The 19,519-nt window shown below is 41.0% G+C and carries 13 protein-coding genes; 3 read left to right on the forward strand and 10 right to left on the reverse strand.

Features of this window, described 5'->3' with window-relative positions; genetic code table 11:
- Nucleotides 1–46 precede the first annotated feature (46 nt).
- From ONT18_RS03375 to ONT18_RS03420, 10 genes are all read right to left on the reverse strand, one after another.
- Nucleotides 47–3,259, reverse strand: coding sequence for a UvrD-helicase domain-containing protein (locus ONT18_RS03375; protein WP_264903999.1), 3,213 nt, complete (start codon nucleotides 3,257–3,259; stop codon nucleotides 47–49).
- Nucleotides 3,260–3,330: 71 nt separating this feature from the next.
- A complete protein-coding gene (locus tag ONT18_RS03380; RefSeq protein WP_264904000.1) occupies nucleotides 3,331–5,457 on the reverse strand; it encodes a DUF5686 family protein in 2,127 nt (708 codons plus the stop codon).
- Between the two features lie 64 nt (nucleotides 5,458–5,521).
- Nucleotides 5,522–6,394 (reverse strand): sigma-70 family RNA polymerase sigma factor, encoded by an 873-nt coding sequence (locus ONT18_RS03385; protein WP_006846722.1) that lies wholly within the window; start codon nucleotides 6,392–6,394, stop codon nucleotides 5,522–5,524.
- Between the two features lie 116 nt (nucleotides 6,395–6,510).
- On the reverse strand, nucleotides 6,511–8,187 hold the full coding sequence (locus tag ONT18_RS03390; RefSeq protein ID WP_264904002.1) for a GH25 family lysozyme: 1,677 nt from the start codon (nucleotides 8,185–8,187) through the stop codon (nucleotides 6,511–6,513).
- Complete coding sequence (tilS, locus tag ONT18_RS03395; protein WP_233339052.1) at nucleotides 8,184–9,533, reverse strand: tRNA lysidine(34) synthetase TilS; 1,350 nt, start codon at nucleotides 9,531–9,533, stop codon at nucleotides 8,184–8,186. Before tilS ends, ONT18_RS03390 begins: the two co-directional genes overlap by 4 nt.
- 33 nt (nucleotides 9,534–9,566) lie before the next feature.
- Nucleotides 9,567–10,310, reverse strand: coding sequence for a 3-deoxy-manno-octulosonate cytidylyltransferase (kdsB, locus tag ONT18_RS03400; RefSeq protein WP_022121184.1), 744 nt, complete (start codon nucleotides 10,308–10,310; stop codon nucleotides 9,567–9,569).
- Between the two features lie 173 nt (nucleotides 10,311–10,483).
- Nucleotides 10,484–11,722 (reverse strand): ABC transporter permease, encoded by a 1,239-nt coding sequence (locus ONT18_RS03405; protein WP_117694876.1) that lies wholly within the window; start codon nucleotides 11,720–11,722, stop codon nucleotides 10,484–10,486.
- A 109-nt stretch (nucleotides 11,723–11,831) separates the two neighbouring features.
- Complete coding sequence (locus ONT18_RS03410; protein ID WP_117586656.1) at nucleotides 11,832–12,608, reverse strand: ABC transporter ATP-binding protein; 777 nt, start codon at nucleotides 12,606–12,608, stop codon at nucleotides 11,832–11,834.
- A gap of 11 nt (nucleotides 12,609–12,619) precedes the next feature.
- Entirely contained in the window at nucleotides 12,620–13,801 is a 1,182-nt protein-coding gene (locus tag ONT18_RS03415) for an efflux RND transporter periplasmic adaptor subunit (RefSeq protein WP_264904006.1), read from the reverse strand.
- A 63-nt stretch (nucleotides 13,802–13,864) separates the two neighbouring features.
- The gene (locus ONT18_RS03420) at nucleotides 13,865–15,199 is read right to left on the reverse strand and encodes a TolC family protein (protein WP_264904008.1); all 1,335 of its coding nucleotides are present in this window, start codon (nucleotides 15,197–15,199) and stop codon (nucleotides 13,865–13,867) included.
- Between the two features lie 350 nt (nucleotides 15,200–15,549).
- On the opposite strand from ONT18_RS03420, the gene metA reads away from it, so the two are divergent.
- From metA to ONT18_RS03435, 3 genes are read left to right on the forward strand one after another with little or no spacing between them, the layout of a single operon-like run.
- Entirely contained in the window at nucleotides 15,550–16,467 is a 918-nt protein-coding gene (gene metA, locus ONT18_RS03425) for a homoserine O-acetyltransferase MetA (protein WP_006846715.1), read from the forward strand.
- 36 nt (nucleotides 16,468–16,503) lie between these two features.
- Entirely contained in the window at nucleotides 16,504–18,567 is a 2,064-nt protein-coding gene (locus ONT18_RS03430; protein WP_264904010.1) for a peptidase U32 family protein, read from the forward strand.
- On the forward strand, nucleotides 18,568–19,494 hold the full coding sequence (locus tag ONT18_RS03435) for a zinc ribbon domain-containing protein (protein ID WP_264904012.1): 927 nt from the start codon (nucleotides 18,568–18,570) through the stop codon (nucleotides 19,492–19,494).
- Nucleotides 19,495–19,519 lie beyond the last annotated feature (25 nt).

Below are 19,519 nucleotides of genomic sequence, written 5' to 3' on the forward strand. Positions count from 1 at the left end.
TGTTCTTTATGTTGCCCTGTTTTTTGGAAAGGGGCAATAGAACCTATTATTTTATTACTTCAACTATTCTGTTAGGGTATACATACCATAGATAACCTTTTACTCGGTGATGTCCCATACTTTTTAACAAGCCGATGTATTTTCTAACCTGTTCATGGTGTTCTACTTTCTGTTTACCGAATTTGAAGTCTACAACTATTGTCTCTTTTTTTGAGTTTTGCATCACGCGGTCTGGACGGTATTCTGCCACTTTTCCATTTTCAACTGTCAGGATAGAACATTCATTTAGTATGGTCAGTTCCTTGTCAAACCATTTTGCGACCTTTGGTGATTCAAGTCTTTTCCTGATCATCTCCTTTATTTTCTCTGGTGTGAGGTCTTGATCGTATAAAAGTCCGTCTAACTCCAACTGTTTCAGGGCTCCATCAATATCATCAACCGTGCGGATTGTAGAAAAGAGGTTGTGCAAAATGGTACCCATTTTGATATAAAACTTCTGTTGCTCTTCAGTTTCATCACGCTTTATAAAGTCACGGCTCTGGTTACTCTGTCTGAATTCTGGCATTTCAGGCGTAACATTTATTTTAATTTCTAAAGGTTGAGAATAGGCTGAGAGCACGTTTGTATCCTTCTTCTCGTTTGATTTCTTGGAAGAATCAGGTACATATATTTCATTATAGCAGAAAGATATGTCATCTGTTTTGGCATCAGAACCTATTCCTGTTAACTCCATCTTTACATCATTAGCTTCAAGTCGACTGGCTACCTTGTCGAGTACTGATTCAATAATGGCAGAACGATATGCACTATTAGCTCGTTTGCCAATTACAATCAGGTTGTGACTGGCACGTGTGAAGGCTACATAAAGCAGATTCAAATTGTCGACTATGTTTTGCAGATGTTCATGATTATAATCTGCTTCATATATACTTTGCTTCATCAGTTTAGCACTGAAATCTATAGGTACCAGTGGAAGTTCGTTGTATGGAGCTTCTTGCGGTGTGCACCAGATAGTGTTGGCTTTTTCTAGTTGCCAGTCACAGTAAGGCATGATAACATGATCGTATTCCAGTCCCTTACTCTTATGTATAGTAAGGAATCTGATACCTCCATCGCCATCGCTATGAATGCTTTTTTCGTGAATACGGTTATCCCATTCTTTCAGAAATCCTGTGATATCACTACTGTTATCTGTGAGATATTTACTTAAGCAATCATAAAAAGTACAGATGTAGGCAGTTTGCTTGATCATGTCTTTTATTTCGCCAAGTTTAAGTTCTGCAAAAAGGCGTTCTGTGAGATCGAACAGTGGCATTTCCAGATACTCAGTACGATTGGTCAAAAGTTGTTCCGGCATATTTCCTGCTACAGAATACGTGTCACAAAACTTGTTGAGAGTTGCTAATGCAATATTGTCATTTGGGTGTACCAGTATGTAGAGAGCGTTAACCAATGTGCATACTGCTTGGGAGGCATCCAGCCTGAATGCCTCATCTGAAACCAACGGATAGTCGGAATGGTTCATAAAATACTCAGCAATGTCCTGTATGTTACGGTTGCTTCTTACCAGGATTGCTATTTTGTTGCAAGGAACACCTCTTTCAACCAACTTGTCTACAGTGTCCAGTGTGGTTTGCATCATTCTGTCTTCAATATTTTCACCGCCCAGGAGCTGGATACTGATAGAACCATTAGGATTAGAATGGTGGACTGGTACTTGCTGGCAGACATCGCTATATGCGCTTTCCAGCTGTTTACATTCCTCAGGACATTTATCTTTCAGGTCTTCAATCTCCAATTTTACTGCTTCTGTGAAAAAAGCATTGTTAAACTCTATGATGTTTCTATCAGAGCGGAAGTTGGTACCCAAAGTTTCTATGCTTACTTTTTTCGCGCTTTTATTAAATTCTTTATCAATATTATTGAGCAGTCTCCAATCGCCGGATCGCCATCTGTAAATACTTTGTTTTACGTCACCAACAATGAGGTTACCTGCATCTTCTCTACTCATGGTTTCTTCGAGCAGCACTTTAAAGTTCTTCCATTGGATGGTGCTAGTATCTTGGAACTCGTCAATCATTATATGGTCGAGTTGAGTGCCAATCTTTTCAAAGATGAATGGCGAATCGCTATCCTTTATCAGTGAGTTGAGCAAGGTCTGAGTATCGCTCAAAAGGAAACGGTTTGCCTCTCTGTTCATCTCCCTGACTTTTTTATCTATGCTTCCCAAAAGTCGGAGCTGATTAAGATGCTTTATGGTCAGATCGGTACTTTTGAAGATTCGGGTGAGTCTGGGACGATTATCTTCTGCAAACAGCAGAATAGGGTAGAGCACCGATTCTACATAATTGAAGATATCAGTACAATTTTTTACATCAGATTTTTTGACCCATGCTTCCGGACTTTCCCGACATTTACAGAAAGTATCATTATGTAGATCATCATCACTGTATTTGCCATTTTTCAGCTTGTTGAAATAGCTCCAAATACCTCTCGTTTTTCCTGCTAAGTCGTCTGACGTAAAGCCTTCTTCTTCAAGGGAATCGAAAAAAGTAGCAGCAATTTCTTTAAGCTGCTCTTTTGCCTTATTGCGCATTTTCTTCATTCGGTCGGTAAAATCCTTGAAGAAATCTTCTTGTTCCATCAATTCTGTCAGCTTGTCGGAATGAGCTTTGTAATAATCCTTGAATATGTTCTCACCGAATTTCTTGATTTGTCCTATGACATTCCAACTCTTATCATCATCAATATTTTCTTTGATATAATCCATAATCCAGAAAAGTAGACGATCGGTATCTTCAAGACTTTCTATAAGTTCATCAACGGCATGCTGTTCTATTTGATAGTCATTGAGTTCTATCCGTAAATTGGCAGTCAGATCAAGTTCACGTGCTAGATTTCTCAATACACTCTGAAAGAACGTATCGATGGTCATAACCCGGAAATAGTTATAATTGTGTATGAGCAAATGCAGGGCTGATTCTGCATTTTTCTGAATTTGTTTGGATGAAAGATACGGTAAAGCCTGTTGTATTTGATTTACATAATCGTTAGCTTCTGGTAGTCCGTGTGCAATTTCGTATAATTTTCCTAAGATACGCATTTTCATTTCTTCAGTAGCTTTGTTGGTGAAGGTTACTGCAAGAATGGTTCTGTAGGAAGCAGGATTAGCTATCACGAGTGTCATATACTCGCGAGCTAAAGTAAATGTTTTACCTGATCCTGCACTTGCTTTATAAACAGTTAGTTGTGAACTCATATTTTGTTTTTTTTATGATGTTATTGATATTGTGCCCTAGAAATCATGTTTTATCCATGCTTTTATGAATATTACCAATCTCTAAATAGTTCAAAACCGAAGCGACAGCCTATGCCATTAAACTTCGTGTTTTTGAAGGCTGCAAAAATTCCTAGGGTAATAGCTCTTGTTGTTACTCCATATCCCCATTCTGTGTATGGGTGTAAATGGTTTACAACAAGACTGCTTACATATAGACGCTCGGCTTCTATATATTTCCCAATCAGGGGGAGCCATGCAGTTGCAATCATGGGAGCTTCATAAGTGAAATTTCCGCGAACGTAATAATCACTGGCATTATACCATTGGGATGGCAGTAATTCGAATTCTCCACTCCAACTATCATTCCAGCCTCCAGGAATATTGTCGTCATGGAAATTGGTATAGTCAACGAAGTCCCAATGATCACCTTTGCGGGTATAAAAGCCAGCTCCTAACCTTATAGAATATGATTGACGGCGTGATGCTTGAAAAATAGTTTGTGCATCTGCTTCAACCCGTTCGTAGTCTATGTTTGAACCTAGTAGGTTTATCCATCCCTTTTCGTAGTCTATTTTAAAAATCGACCCTTTCTTTCCCCATGGTAACAGTTCTAAAGCTACAGCTGGTGCTACTGACACATATTTGCTTGGATAATTAAACAGTTTATAGAAACTTTCTACTACAGCTTTTCGTTGATGTGAAACTAAACCTACTTCAAAACCGATATAGTCGTTGAAACTCCAGTGGTTAGTAAGACGAAGGTAATCATCTTTAAACTCTGTCAGTTTTCTGTTGTTTGCCTCAATATCTGTAGAAATTTCCGGTAATGACAATCCTGGATATTCTGAGAATAGTGGATATAGAAAATCGTTATCTTCTGGTTTGCTGATGCCTAACATCTTTCGTGCAACACGATTATTCGATATTCTATTACCATTACCGATTTCTAACTTCAGATATCCATTGTGCTTCGGGTTATAGTTGAATGTCAATGGTATATTGAAATAAAATCTGTGTTGTTTCATACTGTAACCTCCTTTAAAGCGAAGCCCCAATTCCAGATTTTCTGTAAACCTGTAGCCTCCCTTCAGGTCAAACTTGTATACAATTCCTTTTCGCTCGGAGTATCCCATATAGAGTGGGTTGAGAATAGGACTGATACGGAAGTAGCCTTGGTTTTGCTTTCCGAAGCCTTGGGAAATTCTGTTTAATACATTGTCACCGATAACATCCCAAAGTATGTCTTTTGCAAAGTTTTTCTCTGGTATGTTGTTATTCAAGGAATCTGTTATTTGTTTCCTTTTTTCGTAGAATTTTTTGTATATGTCAGCCTCATCTTGGTTTAACTCAATTGGGCGCACTTTTGCCATTAATGCTGTGTCGGCAACATTATTGAGCGAATCACTTAATATTTTCGGCAGTCCGTATACAGTTGTATACATGCCCGTTATCTTGTTACCCATAAAACTGAAGTTGGCTCTCATGCTGCACCTTGCAGGAGAAAGTGAACCAAATCCGTCTTTACCCATAATAATAGAGATATAGAAACGGGTCATATCATATTCGCCCTCAAAGTCTACCATGCTTATCTTTCCGCTTTGGGAATCAACAATGGCACGTGCTTCAATAACTTGGGTGTTTTTGAGACGTGGATATACGTAGACTTGAGCTTTGCCGAATGGTAATTGGGTGACGGCATATTTATAATATCTGCGATTCTTATAGTGGAAAGGAGAAAGAATATTCGTTTCGAAAAGTGTTTCTCCATATACCGTTGGAGTCATGTATTTCAAAACTGATGACAATGTGTTGCTTCTATGCGGAATGGTGCTTATGTTCAGCAAACGCTTGGCAACTGGTCTGCCATTTGCGTCTAGCGTCATTTGGTTATAATACTCGCTGATGAATCTTCTGCCACCGCCATGAGCCACCGCATACATTGTCGGTACTAGCATGAGCGTTGCATTACGTTTGTTTGTTTTGATTTGAAATTTAGTGTAGGCATAACTCTTGTGCTCAGCTCTACCTGTTGTGTCAACAGATTGTGAATATTTAAATACCAAACACATCACCGAGTCACTAAAGGTGTCTCTCGGTGACATTCTTCTTGCATGTGCTGCAATAGCCATCATGCAGAAGATAATCGTCAAAATGATGTGTGTTTGATATTTCTTCATCTATTATGAGTTAAGATGTTACTTGGCAGAAAAACTATGCCAAATATTTTGGGCAGCAGCTTTCCTAACCAAGATATTTCATAAGGATTCCTATCTTCCCGGATTCTCTCAGTTTGGTGATGCTTTTTTCTCTTATTTGGCGAACTCGCTCACGGGTTAGTCCCATTTTATCACCAATTTCCTCGAGTCCCTTTTCGGTTTCCCCAATTCCGTAGCATGCGCAGATAATTTTCAGTTCGCGATCCTTGAGGCAAACTTTTAAAACCTGTCTTAGGTCTTGTGCCATACTTTCATGGTCAACCTGCTTGTCTGTTCTGGCATCGTCTCCGCTTGCCATTACATCTGCCATAGAGTTGTCATCGTCATCACTGAATGGAGCATCGATGCTTACATGATGACCACTGGCAGCCATGCTCTGAGAAATCTTGTCCTCGTCAACACCCGTTCTGGCAGCAAGTTCTTCAACGCTTGGACGACGTTGGTTTTCCTGCTCAAACTTATTAATTTCCTGGTTTACCTTATTGAGTGATCCTACCTGGTTGAGAGGAAGTCGAACAATTCGGCTTTGCTCTGCTATTGCCTGTAAAATACTCTGACGAATCCACCATACAGCGTATGAGATAAATTTGAACCCTCGTGTTTCGTCGAAGCGTTCCGCAGCTTTGATGAGTCCGATGTTTCCTTCGTCAATCAAGTCTGTCAAGGTGAGTCCCTGGTGCTGATATTGTTTTGCTACCGACACCACAAAACGTAAGTTGGCTTCAATCAACTTATTTTTTGCTCTTTCGCCAGCTCTACCTCCCTTGCGGATAGCTTGAGCCAATTCTATTTCTTCATCAATAGAAACCATTGGGGCTCTACCTATCTCTACAAGATATTTGTCGAGGGCTTCACTATTACGATTGGTTATACTCTTTTGTATCTTAAGCTGTCTCATTATCTTTCCTCTTAGTTACACATTGCACAATTGGCGCAAAGATAATAAAAATATTGATACATGACTAGATTTATAACTTACTTTAACGTAATTAACCTAACTTACTCATTTTAAGGTTATTTTACGGTCTTGTTCTTAACAAAACTTTGAAAAGCGTCATCGTATCCGTTAAACACGTTGATGTCTACCTCTCCATGTATTCCTGCTACTCTTCCGTCGGGGCAGAGTTGCCAATATACCAATCGGATGTCTGGTTTATACTCTCCATATCGTGCAATCCAAACCTGGTAGTTATGTTTCAGATCGGGAGCCTTTGGCAGATAGCGATTTACGAAAGTTTGGCTGATGTAAAGAATAGGCTTAACACCTGTTGCTCTTTCTACAATTCTAAGCCAAGTTCTAATGCGTGCAAACAATACTCCAGACCCTCCCATTTTCTTGATTTGACTAGGAAGCGGTTCAACATCAAGAACAGGAGGAAAATCGCCTTTCCTAATGATACTGTGTTTCAGAAAGTGTCGTGCCTGTTCGGCAGCAGGTGTTATGGTGGTAAAGAAGTGATAGGTTCCAACCTTGTAACCATGTGCTTTTGCATCACGATAATCTTTTCTATAATATGGATTTAACATCGATTTACCTTCTGTACTCTTGATATAGATGAAGCGAATAGGGAAGTTTACTGTTCCTGATATGGTCTTTTTGCTGAGACGTCCAAGATGTGTAATGCGTAAACGGTTCCAGTTGATAGCATATTTTTTTCTGCCTTTTCCATGCTGGTATTTGCTCAGATCAATGCCATAAATACGTTCCGATGTATATACGAGTCTTTCGCCTTTATAGCGGTCATTTTTCCATTCTCCTATTCGTAAAGGCTTCTTGGGAGCAATGCTGAATCCGAATCCTTCACGTTTCCCGTTTTTCCAGTAACCTTCATAATAGGTTCCATCGTATCCTTGCCAGCATCCATGACCGTTTGGTTGATAGATACTGTCGGTTGTACCCCGATAATATCCTAGCGAATCAGGTAAGAGGGTGTAATCAATAGAGCGTCGAAGTGTGACTCCATGAGCTGTTGCTAAAGATGCTGCAAGTTGAGGTGAAATAGCTTTAACCCCTTCAGGAGTTGTTTCTGAGGAAAGTTGGAATGTGCGGCTTCCTTGTGCAGTTTCTCCATTCATTGCTTTGATGAGTTTGCATGCCTGGCTCTTCCATTTTCCGTTCTCGTCTCTATAATAGGCTTGATATGAAATGGAGCGTTTCAACTTGAAATGTCCCTTTTTCTGTACATGTTTCAGGGAATCAATCAGTTTCTTGGCAGAATCGCGTAGTTCCAGTTCGTGTTGGGTATAAGCGCAAATAGAGTTGTAGCCTGCATCCAGGACAGAATGAGAGTGAATATAATAGTTCAGTTCTCCAACTTTCCATTTGGAGTCTCTATACAAACTGTCTAAAGAATCAACTTTCTCTTTAAAGTTAAAGATGCTATCCGCATCTTTGCCTAGATAGTGATTCCGGCTGATGCTGTTGTTGTAGCAGGCGGCAAGTCTTCCTTCACATGAAGGAATCAACGCCCAACGGTTCATAAAGTTGGCAGCCAGTGTCGTAGTGTCTTCGTCGAATCGGAGTATTGTTTTTCCATTTTGAATTAATTCGTAGTGACTGTATACTTTTATGTTTGCTTTTGCCTTGTTCACTCTATCACTTGATGGGTTCAGACAATAATAGCTCCATGTGCTGGCGGCAGCCAGCAGAATGAGAACTAAACTTGTGATATATAATATTTTCTTTTTCATTTGATGATGACCTCCAATATTTTCTTGGTGGTTTCGGTAATCTTTGTTTTTTCAGACGTACGTTCGCCGATAAGCCAGATGATTTCACCTTTACTATCAGTTAATACATGCTGTGTCTTCTTTTGTATATAGTCAAATTTCCTATCGGTCATATAGTCACTCAACAGTTTGCTACCCTTCATGCCGAAAGGTTGAAATCTGTCGCCTTCTTTTACCAGTCGGTAGGTGAGGGGAAAACTGACTTTTTCAGCATCCAAAGTGATACATTGCGATTCTTTGCTTGGCATGAAGTCACTCATATGCGAGAAGATTCTTATCTTGATTTGGGTTCCTTCGTCCATGTTGTAAATGCCTTCTTCTGGCAGTCGGAACGCTCTTTGCTCCTGAATGTTATTCAAGTCTTTTATGTTAGAGATCAACAGCTGTTCTCTGTCGATGACTATCATATAGTCTTCGTTTTTCCAGATTTTACCGACACCACGATCCTGACTGAAGAGGCTTTCACAGATGTCATCAATGACATTGCCATGAAAACCATATCTGCCTAATTCCTTATGGAGTATGAATTCCGGACTTGGAGCATTCATGACAGATACTTTAGGGATATATATAACTTTCCTATTAGAGTCGGTTGTACTGATGCTATCCATGCTCTCAAGTATACTTTTCGCTTGGCGTATGTATTTGGCAGTGAGAGCGATATTTTCACTTGCTGCCGGGTTGATACTTTCTAAAAGAGGTACTACATGATGGCGAATTTTATTTCTTAAAGCATCGTCTTCCAAATTTGTTGAATCTGTGACAAAATCTTGCTTTTTTTCTTTTAGGTATTGCAATATATCCTGTCGGCTGATGCAGAGAAGAGGGCGCAGAATATTTCCGTTTTTGGGGGCGATGCCTGCTAATCCGTCTACTCCAGATCCTCTTAACAGATTCAGAAGTAAAGTTTCTACATTGTCATCGCGATGATGGGCCACACAAATGCCTCCTGCATGCAAGTCTTTTACTAATTGGGCAAAATAGCTGTAGCGTAAGTTGCGTGCAGCCATTTCGATACTTACCTTGTGCAAATGGGCATAAGCATAAGTATCAAAATGGATTCGAGACAAACTGATTCCCTGTTGTTGGCACAGATTTACACAAAATTGCTCGTCTCTGTCACTCTCTTCGCCGCGAAGGTGAAAGTTACAGTGCGCCGCAGAAATATTCAGTCCTATATTTTTCAAGATAAGCAATAGGGCAACGCTATCGGCACCTCCGGACAAGGCAACGATATATGGTGTTTGCCACTTGAACATACCATGGTGAATAATATATTTTTTGACGATATTTTCAATTTTGTTCATTCTGCGATACCTTAAAAGTATATGATGTTCTTATTACTTTCTGTTTTTCAAAAAGTCTTCTGCCCGCTGCAAATCTTCTGGCGTGTCGATGCCTACAGTTTCTACATCTGTAGTACCAACTTTTATCTTGTAGCCATTCTGCAGCCATCGAAGTTGTTCCAGGCTCTCTGCTATTTCTAGTGAGCTTTGTGGCAGTTTGGTTACCTCTTTTAAAACTTCTTTGCGGTAAGCATAGATGCCCAAATGTTTCAGATAAGGAAAACTCTTGAGCCATTCTTCCTCTTCTTTTCCTCTTACGTATGGAATGATGCTGCGAGAGAAATACATAGCAAAGCCTTGATTGTCTACAACAATCTTTGGACTATTAGGATTTTTTACAGCTTCCATACTGGTAAATGCTTTTCCTAAAGTGGCAATTTGGGTTGTTGGGTCATCAAAACACTGGCAGATGGTTTCCAGTTGACTCTTGTCAACAAAAGGTTCATCTCCTTGAACATTGACAATGACATCCCAGTCTCCACCAATTTTTTCGATAGCTTCTTCTATGCGGTCAGTACCGCTCTTATGATCCTTGCGCGTCATAACAGCTTTACCGCCAAATGCTTCTACAGCATTGAAAATTCGCTCATCGTCTGTTGCAACATAGGCTGCTTCTAGACAAGTTGCTACTTTCTCATAAACATGCTGTATCACTGGTTTGCCATCTAACATGGCAAGTGGCTTTCCCGGGAAACGTGTTGATGCGTATCTTGCTGGAATAATTCCTATAAATTTCATAATCTTCTATATTTAAACCTGTTTACTATTCAATTCATGCGATTCGTTTAACTTCAAATAAAAAAAGTTGCACTTCCGCAGACGCAAAAGTACAACTTTATTTTGTATTCACCAAAAAACTTTTTGTTTTTTTTGAAAAACCTCAGAGAATATTTAATGTTCTCCCAATTTTTTTATTCGTATCTGATAGCCTCGATAGGGTCGAGCCTTGCTGCCTTCTTTGCAGGATACCATCCAAAGAAAACTCCAGTAAATGTACAGACTGCAAAACTCATAATAATGCTCCAAGGCTCTATTTGGGTGGCTATATGGAAGAAAGAGTTCAGACTGAGCGACAAACTAACTCCCAATATCACTCCTATAATACCGCCAGTTACAGAAAGTAAGATAGCTTCTATCAGAAACTGGTTCAAAATATCAATACCTCGTGCGCCCACACTCATTCGAAGACCTATTTCGCGGGTGCGCTCTGTTACAGATACATACATGATGTTCATGATTCCGATGCCGCCTACCAGCAGCGAGATTCCTGCCACGGATCCGAGCAGGATGGTGATTGTAGACATGGTAGAATTCATCATGCTTGAAATTTCCTCTTGTGAGCGGATATTGAAGTCATCTTCATCTGCTTCAGTAGTATCTGTTGCGTCTTTCAATTTGTGGTTGCGCCTCAATATTTCTGTAATCTGATCTTGGGCAGGTTGAGAAGCCTCTTCGGTGATAGCTGAGCAGACGATGCCTCCTAAATAGGTTTGTGCCATAATTCGCTTCATTACTGTTGTGTAGGGCGCAAGTACCAAATCATCCTGGTCCATACCCATACTATTGTAACCTTTTTTCTTCAAGACACCGATTACTCTGAATGGAATGCTGTTAAATCGCACAACCTTACCGATAGGATCACTGCCATCAGGGAAAAGATAGTCGACTACTGTCTGTCCCAAAATACAAACTTTAGATGCAGCCTTAATGTCTGTATCAGTAAACATTTCTCCATCTGCCACTTTCAGTTGTCGGATGGAAAGATAGTCTTGGTTTACACCATAAATGGAACTTTGGGTGTTGTTGTTTCCGTAGATCCACTGTCCGGAACTGTTTACAGTAGGAGAAATAGCTGAGATATAATTACATTCGTCTTTGATGCTCTGATAGTCGGCTTGCTTCAGCGTCTCCATTGACGAAGCATCCTGTCTCACACCGCCACGCATGTCTGCACCTGGTGAAATCATAATCATGTTTGATCCCATCTCTGCGATGTTTGCCTTGATGCTGGCTTTACTTCCTTGTCCGATGGCAAGCATGGTAATAACCGCAGCAATACCGATGATGATGCCAAGTGCGGTAAGGAAAGAGCGCATTTTGTTGGCAGCTATGGCGCGGATGGCTATTTTGAAAAGATTCTGATAATTCATTTACTTTGAATTTTGAATATTGAACTTTTTAATTTTGAACATAGAGCATGTGAAGAGCATAACTCTTGATAATTCTTCACTCTTTGTTCTTTATAATCATTGCTTCTCTTTATTCATCCGTGTTGGCAGGCAAGGCTGCCAGACCTTCGGCTGCCGAGAGAATATGTTCGTTATAGGTGTCGCTGATGATGTGACCATCACGCAGTTCGATATTACGACTCGAATAATTTGCAATGTCTGGGTTGTGGGTAACGAAGATGATGGTTCTTCCTTCAGCATAAAGTTTTTGGAAGAGTACCAGAATCTCGAAACTGGTTCTGGTGTCGAGATTACCCGTTGCTTCATCAGCAAGTATCACAGCGGGGTTGTTGACCAACGCACGGGCTATTGCTACACGCTGCATCTGTCCTCCAGACATCTGATTACTCTTATGATAGAGACGTTCTCCTAAACCAACAGCTTTCAGCGATTCGATAGCACGTTGCTTTCGTTCTTCTGCGCTTACGTTCGGGTTGTACATCAGTGGAAGTTCTACATTTTCTACACTTGTAGTCTTCGGTAGAAGATTGTAGTTCTGGAAGATGAATCCAATCTTTCGGTTTCTAAGAATGGCGCGATCATTACGTGACATCTTTCGTACGCTTACTCCATCCAGATAGTATTCGCCACTGGATGGGGTATCGAGACAACCTAGCTGGTTCAGCAGGGTAGATTTACCTGATCCTGATTTACCCATGATGGTAACAAACTCACCTTCGTATATTTTAAAGCTTACACCTTTTAGGGCGTGGACAGTTTCCTCACCCACAAGAAAGTCGCGACGAACATTATCGAGTTCTATCACAACTTTCTTTTCGCTGTTTGCTTGAATATTGTCGTTTGCCATACTCTTATTTTTTATTTTTTCTTTCCTCTAGGTCCAGGACCGCTAATCAAACCTTGACTTTGTTGAGGCTCCTCATTCTCTTCAGGGGTATTAACTATGATTTCAGTAACAATCTTCTGTCCTTTCTTCAAACCCTTGATAATTTCAGTATGTATACCGTCGCTCTGACCGATGGTTACAGAATGAGCTGTAAGGGTATTGTTAGCAAGAGTCCAAACTTTGTTTTTTCCTTTGCAGTCAACAATCTTGATGTTCTTTCCCACAGTTTCCTTGGTTGGAGTAAAGCGGAGTGCTTTGTTGGCAACGGCAAGAATACCAGCACGTTCTTGTGTAAAGATGGTTACATTTGCTGTCAAACCTGGTTTTAATTTGAGATCTGCGTTAGGTGCAGAGATGACAACCTCGTAAGTGACTACATTGTTTGTTGTAGTAGCTTCCAAACGAACCTGTTTTACTGTTCCCTGGAATACATCGTCAGGATAAGCATCTACTGTAAAATTAACGCGGTCACCTTCTTTTACCCCGCCTATATCTGCCTCGTCAACATTTGCAATCACCTGCATGTTGGTCAGATCTTTAGCGATAGTAAAGAGCTCTGGTGTGTTGAAGCTTGCTGCTACGGTCTGTCCTTCCTCTACGCTTTTTGATATGACAGTTCCATCTATTGGGGATGTAATTGTAGCATAGCTCAGGTTGGTTTGGGCTTTCTGTACATTTTCCTTGGCCGAAGCTACTTGCTCTTTCGCCTGGCGATAGGTGAGAAGCGCATTTTCATAATCGTCAGCACTTACCAAACCTTTCTTATAGAGGGTCTGGTAGCGGCTCATGTTTGCACTCTGATAGTTCAAACTGCTTTGCGCACTTGCCAGGTTAGCTTTGGCAGTATTCAACTCGCTCATCAGGTTGGTTTTGTCGAGTTCAGCTATGACTTCACCTTTTTTTACCTGCGAATTGTAATCAACATAAAGTTTGTTTACAATACCACTCACCTGTGTACCAACCGTTACAGATGTTACCGCTTCAATAGTACCGGTTGCAGTTACACTATTCTGCAATGTTTGTGTGGTTACAGCTTCCTGCTTGAAGTCTATTTGCTCTTCGTTTTTACTTCCAGATAACAGCCATGCTGCCACAGCTACGATGATTACCACAATCAGGGCAATCCAGATTTTGCTGATTCTAAGTTTTTTCATAAAAATGTATGTACCTATTAATGATTTGCAATATGTTTTCGGATGTTATCACCTATCTTTTCTTTAGATTCTGCCGTTTTGGTAGAATTTCAACATGTTGATATTCAGAATGGTAAGATACTTTGCCTGAAGTTCGTTCTGTTTAGCCTTCAGAAGATTATCTTTGCCGGTTCTCAATTCTACGATGTTCTTTAATCCCAGTTTAAACTGTTCACTTAAAAGATCGTAGCTAGTTTGTGCACTTTCGCTGCTCGCCTTGGCAGCCTTAAACTGGCTTTGGTTTGTATTAGCCTGCAGCCAATAGTTTTCGATAGTAGAGTAGAGCTTAGTTTGCTCATTCTTTATATCGAGCAGGATGCTTTCACGCTGAATGAGTGCTTTGTTGACAGAAGTCTTGGTCTGTCGGTTATCAAAGAGAGGAATGCTGACACCGATTCCACCACTCAGGCTGAAGTTGGTTTTCATCTGACTGCCCCAACCGTTTTTGTTCATGGATGTGGTGCTGGTCGTAGCTCCTGCATTTGCGCTGATGGTTGGCAACTTTCCTGCCTTTGCAATCTTGATGTTCAGATCGTTCTGGTCGAGTTTGTTTTGATAGCTCAAAAACTCAGGGCGATTCTGAAGCGCAGCTGTATAGACACTGTTCATTCCTGGGATAGAGGCCAGAGCCATCTGGTCTGTTGTGCTTGGAATAGCGATGTCGAAAGCTTCTTCACTGGTAATCTGCAGGAGTTCCTTCAGCTGTCGTTTATAGTTTTTAACGTTACTTTCAGCCTGCACGATGTTAAACTCATCTTGTGCTCTCTGTGCTGTGAGTTGTGCTAAGTCTGCTTGGCTCATCTTGCCAATTTTTACCATTTCCTTACCACGCTCTTCGTTTTGAACACTCGACTGATAACTTTCTTTGTTTACGTTGATAGCCTCTGTAGAGTAGAGTATCTGTACATAAAGTTGAGCTATCTGTTCTTGCAGGTTGAGGGCTTGTGCTGTCGAATCGAGTTGTGCCGCTTCCTGTGTCAGCTTGTTCAGTTTCACCTGATTCCTGTTTTTGTTTCCGTTCCAAATCGTGTAACTGCCCATCACGCTATAGCTGCCATTGTAATATACCTTGTCGATGGAAGCTTTGCTGAAACCTTCTCCGCTGATTCCATTAGAAACCCAAGGCGTATAGCTTACACTTTGATTGGTGCTGGCAGAGAGCGATGGCAGAAGTGCTGACTTTGATTGCAGATAGTCCTCCTGAGCTGAAGCTTTTGTGAGTTGAGTCTTCTGCAGTTGAATGTTGTTAGCCAGTGCGTAACTGATACAATCCTGCAGTGACCATTGCTTAGCTTGTACAGCGATAGGGGCCGACATGATGAACAGCGCTACCGCCATGTTTTTTAAACTTGCGTTCATACTCTTTTTACTTTTTGTTTTCATTTTTACAGAACTCTTTGCATCTGTTCTGATTAAATGTGGATTAATGTTCTTACTTTCCATAATTGCAAATCTTAATAGGATACATCATTTTTTGATTTGACGTAAGCGTCGCCTATAAAGTTGCAACTGATATGTGTTTTTGATTAAAAACGTGATGATTGGTTTAATATTCTCATTTATCTTTAACAATCCTTTTCAAAGTGAAAGATTTCTTTTGCTTTTCCACATTAATTTATTTATATTTCTCAAAAAAATGTTTCTTCTTTCGTTATCTTCGCTGAAATTGTGTAACTTTGCAGAAAAATTTTAAGAAAGGAATAAAATAAATGCCGTTAAGATTACCAGATAAGCTTCCAGCTATCGAACTGTTGAAGCATGAGAATATATTCGTGATGGACGAAAGTCGTGCGCATAAACAGGAGATTCGTCCGTTGAAAATCTGTGTGCTCAATTTGATGCCCCTCAAGATTACGACAGAGACAGATCTCGTTCGTCTTCTGTCGAATACTCCTCTTCAGTTAGAGGTTTATTTTATGAAGTTGAAAAGTCACACGCCAAAGAATACACCAATAGAGCACATGATGATGTTCTACAAGGATTTTCAGGAACTTTCCAAACAGAAGTTTGATGGAATGATAGTTACCGGTGCTCCCATCGAAACGATGGCTTATGAGGAGGTAGAATATTGGCCTGAAATCAAAGAGATTTTTGATTGGGCCCGTACCCATGTTACTTCAACACTCTATATCTGCTGGGGTGCCCAGGCTGGTCTTTATCATTTCTATGGTGTTCCTAAGTATCCTTTAGAGAAGAAGATGTTTGGTATTTTTAAGCAGAAGCCTCTCGATTTGTCTCAGCCAATCTTCCGCGGTTTCGATGATATCTTTAATATGCCTCATAGTCGCCATACAGAGGTAAGACGTGAGGATATTGAAAAAGTGCCAGGACTTGACATCATTGCCGAATCGCCTGAAAGCGGTGTCAGCATTGTGATGGCCAGAAACGGCCGCGAATTCTTTGTGACGGGTCATCTTGAGTATGCACCAAACACGCTGGATAAGGAATATAAGCGTGATATGGGCAAGCGTGATGATGTAGAACTGCCAAAGAATTATTATTATCATGACGATCCGAACGAAGAACCTCTGGTGACATGGCGTGCTCATGCCAACCTCTTCTATAGTAATTGGATCAACTATTATGTTTATCAGGAGACTCCTTACAATATTGACGAAATCAGTTAATTTGAAGGGCTCGGGTGATTTCGAGATAGATTTCTTATGCAAACATTAGAATTATTGGCGCCTGCCAAAAACTTGGAATGTGGTATTGCTGCCATTGATCATGGTGCAGATGCCGTATATATTGGTGCACCTCGTTTTGGTGCACGAGCAGCAGCAGGCAATTCGCTGGAAGATATCAGACAGTTGTGTGATTATGCTCATCAGTTTGGAGCAAAGGTTCATGTTACAGTGAATACTATCATCTATCAGGATGAGATGTTGGATACGCTTAAGATGATCCAGCAACTTGATGAGATTGGTGTAGATGCACTTTTGCTGCAGGATATGGGTGTGCTTACTGAGGTGAGGGCGCAGAATTTGTGGAGTAGAGAATTGCATTCCAGTACCCAGTGTGATGTAAGAACTCCAGAAAAGGCGTATTGGCTTACCACGTTAGGTTTCAAACGTGTTGTTCTGGCTCGTGAGCTTTCGCTCGATGAAATCAAGGCGATCCATCAGGCGATTCCTGATAGAGAAATAGAGGTCTTTGTACATGGAGCGCTCTGCGTAAGCTATTCGGGTGTCTGTTATGCTTCTGAGAAGTGTTTCGGGCGCTCTGCCAATCGTGGAGAATGTGCACAGTTCTGTCGTATGAAGTTTGATTTGCTTGATTCCAATGGTCAGGAGATAGAACATCAGCGTTATCTGTTGTCCCTCAAGGATCTTTGTCAGCTTGATCATCTTAAGGATCTTGCTGATGCTGGAGCTACTTCGTTCAAGATAGAAGGAAGATTAAAAGATATCAACTACGTCAAGAATGTGGTGGCTGCCTATAGCAGTCAACTCGATGCAATCGTAAAAGCTGAACCGCGTAAGTATCGCCGTGCATCGGTGGGACATGTTCAATATAATTTTACACCTAATCTGAAGAAGACTTTCAATCGTGGCTTTACCCATTATTTCCTGAATGGGCGACAGCCGGATATTGCTTCTTTCGATACACCGAAAGCTATCGGCGAGTTTGTGGGAAAGGTTAAGGAAATACGTGGCAACATTTCTTTCAACGTAGCCACAGTAGCCAGCTTTAAAAATGGCGATGGACTGTGTTTTATCAATGATGACCGTGAGTTGGAAGGCTTTCGTGTGAACAGAGTAGAGGGAAATCGCCTCTATCCGTTTGGAATGCCTGAACATTTGCGTCCGGGCATGGCTCTTTATCGTAATAACGATCGGGCTTTCGAGGCTTTGCTGGCTCGTAAGTCTGCTGAACGTAAAATCTATATTGTCATAGAAATGGAGCCTGTGATGGGTAATGAGTTCAGGGAAGAGCCACAGGGGGTAAAGGCTGTTGTCAACATCATGAAGACGAAAGAGGCTGCTGGAGGCTTGATTTATCAGGTGGCTGAGGTGTTTAAAGAGTTGAAACTCGAAAAGGCGAAACGCCCGCAGGGCGAAAATATAAAGGCTCAGATGAGCAAACTGGGCGATACGATTTACGAAGCTTACCAGGTAGAACTTCTGAAGGGAATGGAAACATACTTTGTTCCGAACAGTATTCTCACTGCTATCCGGCGTGAATTGATAGATGAACTTACCAAGGCAAATCAGAAACAGCTTGATAAGTCGTTGTGGGGTGGATGGGATAGAACCTTGTTCAACAATGGTTTTGGATTCAGTCAGCCCGGTGAGCACCGACTTACGAAAGAGGAATTTACTTGGCAGCCGGAATACGGAAAATGGGGATATCTCTATAATATAGCTAACTATGATGCAAGAGATTTTTATCAGATTCATGGTCTGTCGCCAGTAGTTCCGGCATTTGAATTGGGTAAGAATATTCCTTCTGCATGGGATGCTAAGACCCAGGAAGAATATGATGAGAATATAGAAAAAGACAAGGCAAACCGAAGTATGCAGCCTAAGTATACCAATGAAAAGGGAGAATCGCTCCTGATGCAGTGCCGCCATTGTATCCGCTATTCGTTGGGCTACTGTGTGAAGCGTGGAGGCAAGAAACCATCCTGGAGAGAGCCTCTCTTCCTTCAGTTGGGCGACGGTCGCCGCTTCCGTCTGGAGTTTGCGTGCAACGAATGTCAGATGAACTTATATAGTGAGAAATAAATGGAAAAGAAATGGACGATACAGATTCTTTGTATGCTGAGCATCCTCTTGATGTTCAGCAGTTGTTATCATCGCCGTGCTCATCACCAGATGCATGCAGCTATGGTAGAGTACAGTAATAAACAACTCGATTCCATTTCGTTTTCTACCACCCATCATTATACCAACAAATTCAATTTTCTGGTATTCAAGGATTCCCTGGAATTGATAGCGCAACAGCCTGAAGAATTTTTGAGTAATTTGCCTATCGACTCCTTCGCCGTCCGAAAGAACCGCCTGCTGGTGGTTACGGATATCCGTATGGTTCCTCAGGATTCCATAGATTCTGTTTGGGTGCAGTTGGCAACAGAAGATAATCAGTTTGGCTGGACCCGTGAGTCCCGTCTGCTGCCGAAGGTTGTGCCCGATGATCCTATTTCAGAGTTCATCATGACCTTCAGCAATACTCACTTGCTCATCTTCATGGTTATCATTATTCTCATAGCCGTAGCTTATACAGTTCGTAAGATTTTCCATAGCAATGGTAAACTGGTTCATTTTAATGATATTGATTCACCATATCCTACAGCCTTGGTGCTTATTGTTTCGATATCAGCAACCTTCTATGCAACCATTCAGTTGTTTTTGCCAGAAGTATGGCGTCATTTTTATTTTCATCCTACGCTCAATCCTTTTGCCGTACCGCCTATATTGGGTTTTTTCCTGGCTACAGTCTGGGCGATACTGATAGTAGGACTGGCTTGTGTTGATGAGGTGAAACACCGTTTGCCGGCAGGTGATGCAGTTCTGTATCTGGGTGGTTTAGTGGGTGTTTGCGCCATTGATTACATCATTTTCAGTGTTACTACCTTATATTATATAGGTTATTTACTGCTAGTAGCCTATATATGGTTTGCCATACGGGTTTATCTGTTTCCTCATAAATAAGGATAGGGGGTGCAGGAAAAAATAT

The sequence above is a fragment of the Segatella copri genome (assembly GCF_026015295.1).
Lineage (GTDB): Bacteria > Bacteroidota > Bacteroidia > Bacteroidales > Bacteroidaceae > Prevotella > Prevotella copri_C.

What these genes read in the sequence shown, in the direction of transcription:
- ONT18_RS03380 (WP_264904000.1), bottom strand. Translation starts at nt 5,457, where the DNA reads ATGAAGAAATATCAAACACACATCATTTTGACGATTATCTTCTGCATG.
- tilS (WP_233339052.1), bottom strand. Translation starts at nt 9,533, where the DNA reads ATGAACAAAATTGAAAATATCGTCAAAAAATATATTATTCACCATGGT.
- ONT18_RS03405 (WP_117694876.1), bottom strand. Translation starts at nt 11,722, where the DNA reads ATGAATTATCAGAATCTTTTCAAAATAGCCATCCGCGCCATAGCTGCC.
- ONT18_RS03415 (WP_264904006.1), bottom strand. Translation starts at nt 13,801, where the DNA reads ATGAAAAAACTTAGAATCAGCAAAATCTGGATTGCCCTGATTGTGGTA.
- ONT18_RS03420 (WP_264904008.1), bottom strand. Translation starts at nt 15,199, where the DNA reads ATGAACGCAAGTTTAAAAAACATGGCGGTAGCGCTGTTCATCATGTCG.
- ONT18_RS03390 (WP_264904002.1), bottom strand. Translation starts at nt 8,187, where the DNA reads ATGAAAAAGAAAATATTATATATCACAAGTTTAGTTCTCATTCTGCTG.
- ONT18_RS03430 (WP_264904010.1), top strand. Translation starts at nt 16,504, where the DNA reads ATGCAAACATTAGAATTATTGGCGCCTGCCAAAAACTTGGAATGTGGT.
- ONT18_RS03410 (WP_117586656.1), bottom strand. Translation starts at nt 12,608, where the DNA reads ATGGCAAACGACAATATTCAAGCAAACAGCGAAAAGAAAGTTGTGATA.
- kdsB (WP_022121184.1), bottom strand. Translation starts at nt 10,310, where the DNA reads ATGAAATTTATAGGAATTATTCCAGCAAGATACGCATCAACACGTTTC.
- ONT18_RS03385 (WP_006846722.1), bottom strand. Translation starts at nt 6,394, where the DNA reads ATGAGACAGCTTAAGATACAAAAGAGTATAACCAATCGTAATAGTGAA.
- ONT18_RS03435 (WP_264904012.1), top strand. Translation starts at nt 18,568, where the DNA reads ATGGAAAAGAAATGGACGATACAGATTCTTTGTATGCTGAGCATCCTC.
- ONT18_RS03375 (WP_264903999.1), bottom strand. Translation starts at nt 3,259, where the DNA reads ATGAGTTCACAACTAACTGTTTATAAAGCAAGTGCAGGATCAGGTAAA.
- metA (WP_006846715.1), top strand. Translation starts at nt 15,550, where the DNA reads ATGCCGTTAAGATTACCAGATAAGCTTCCAGCTATCGAACTGTTGAAG.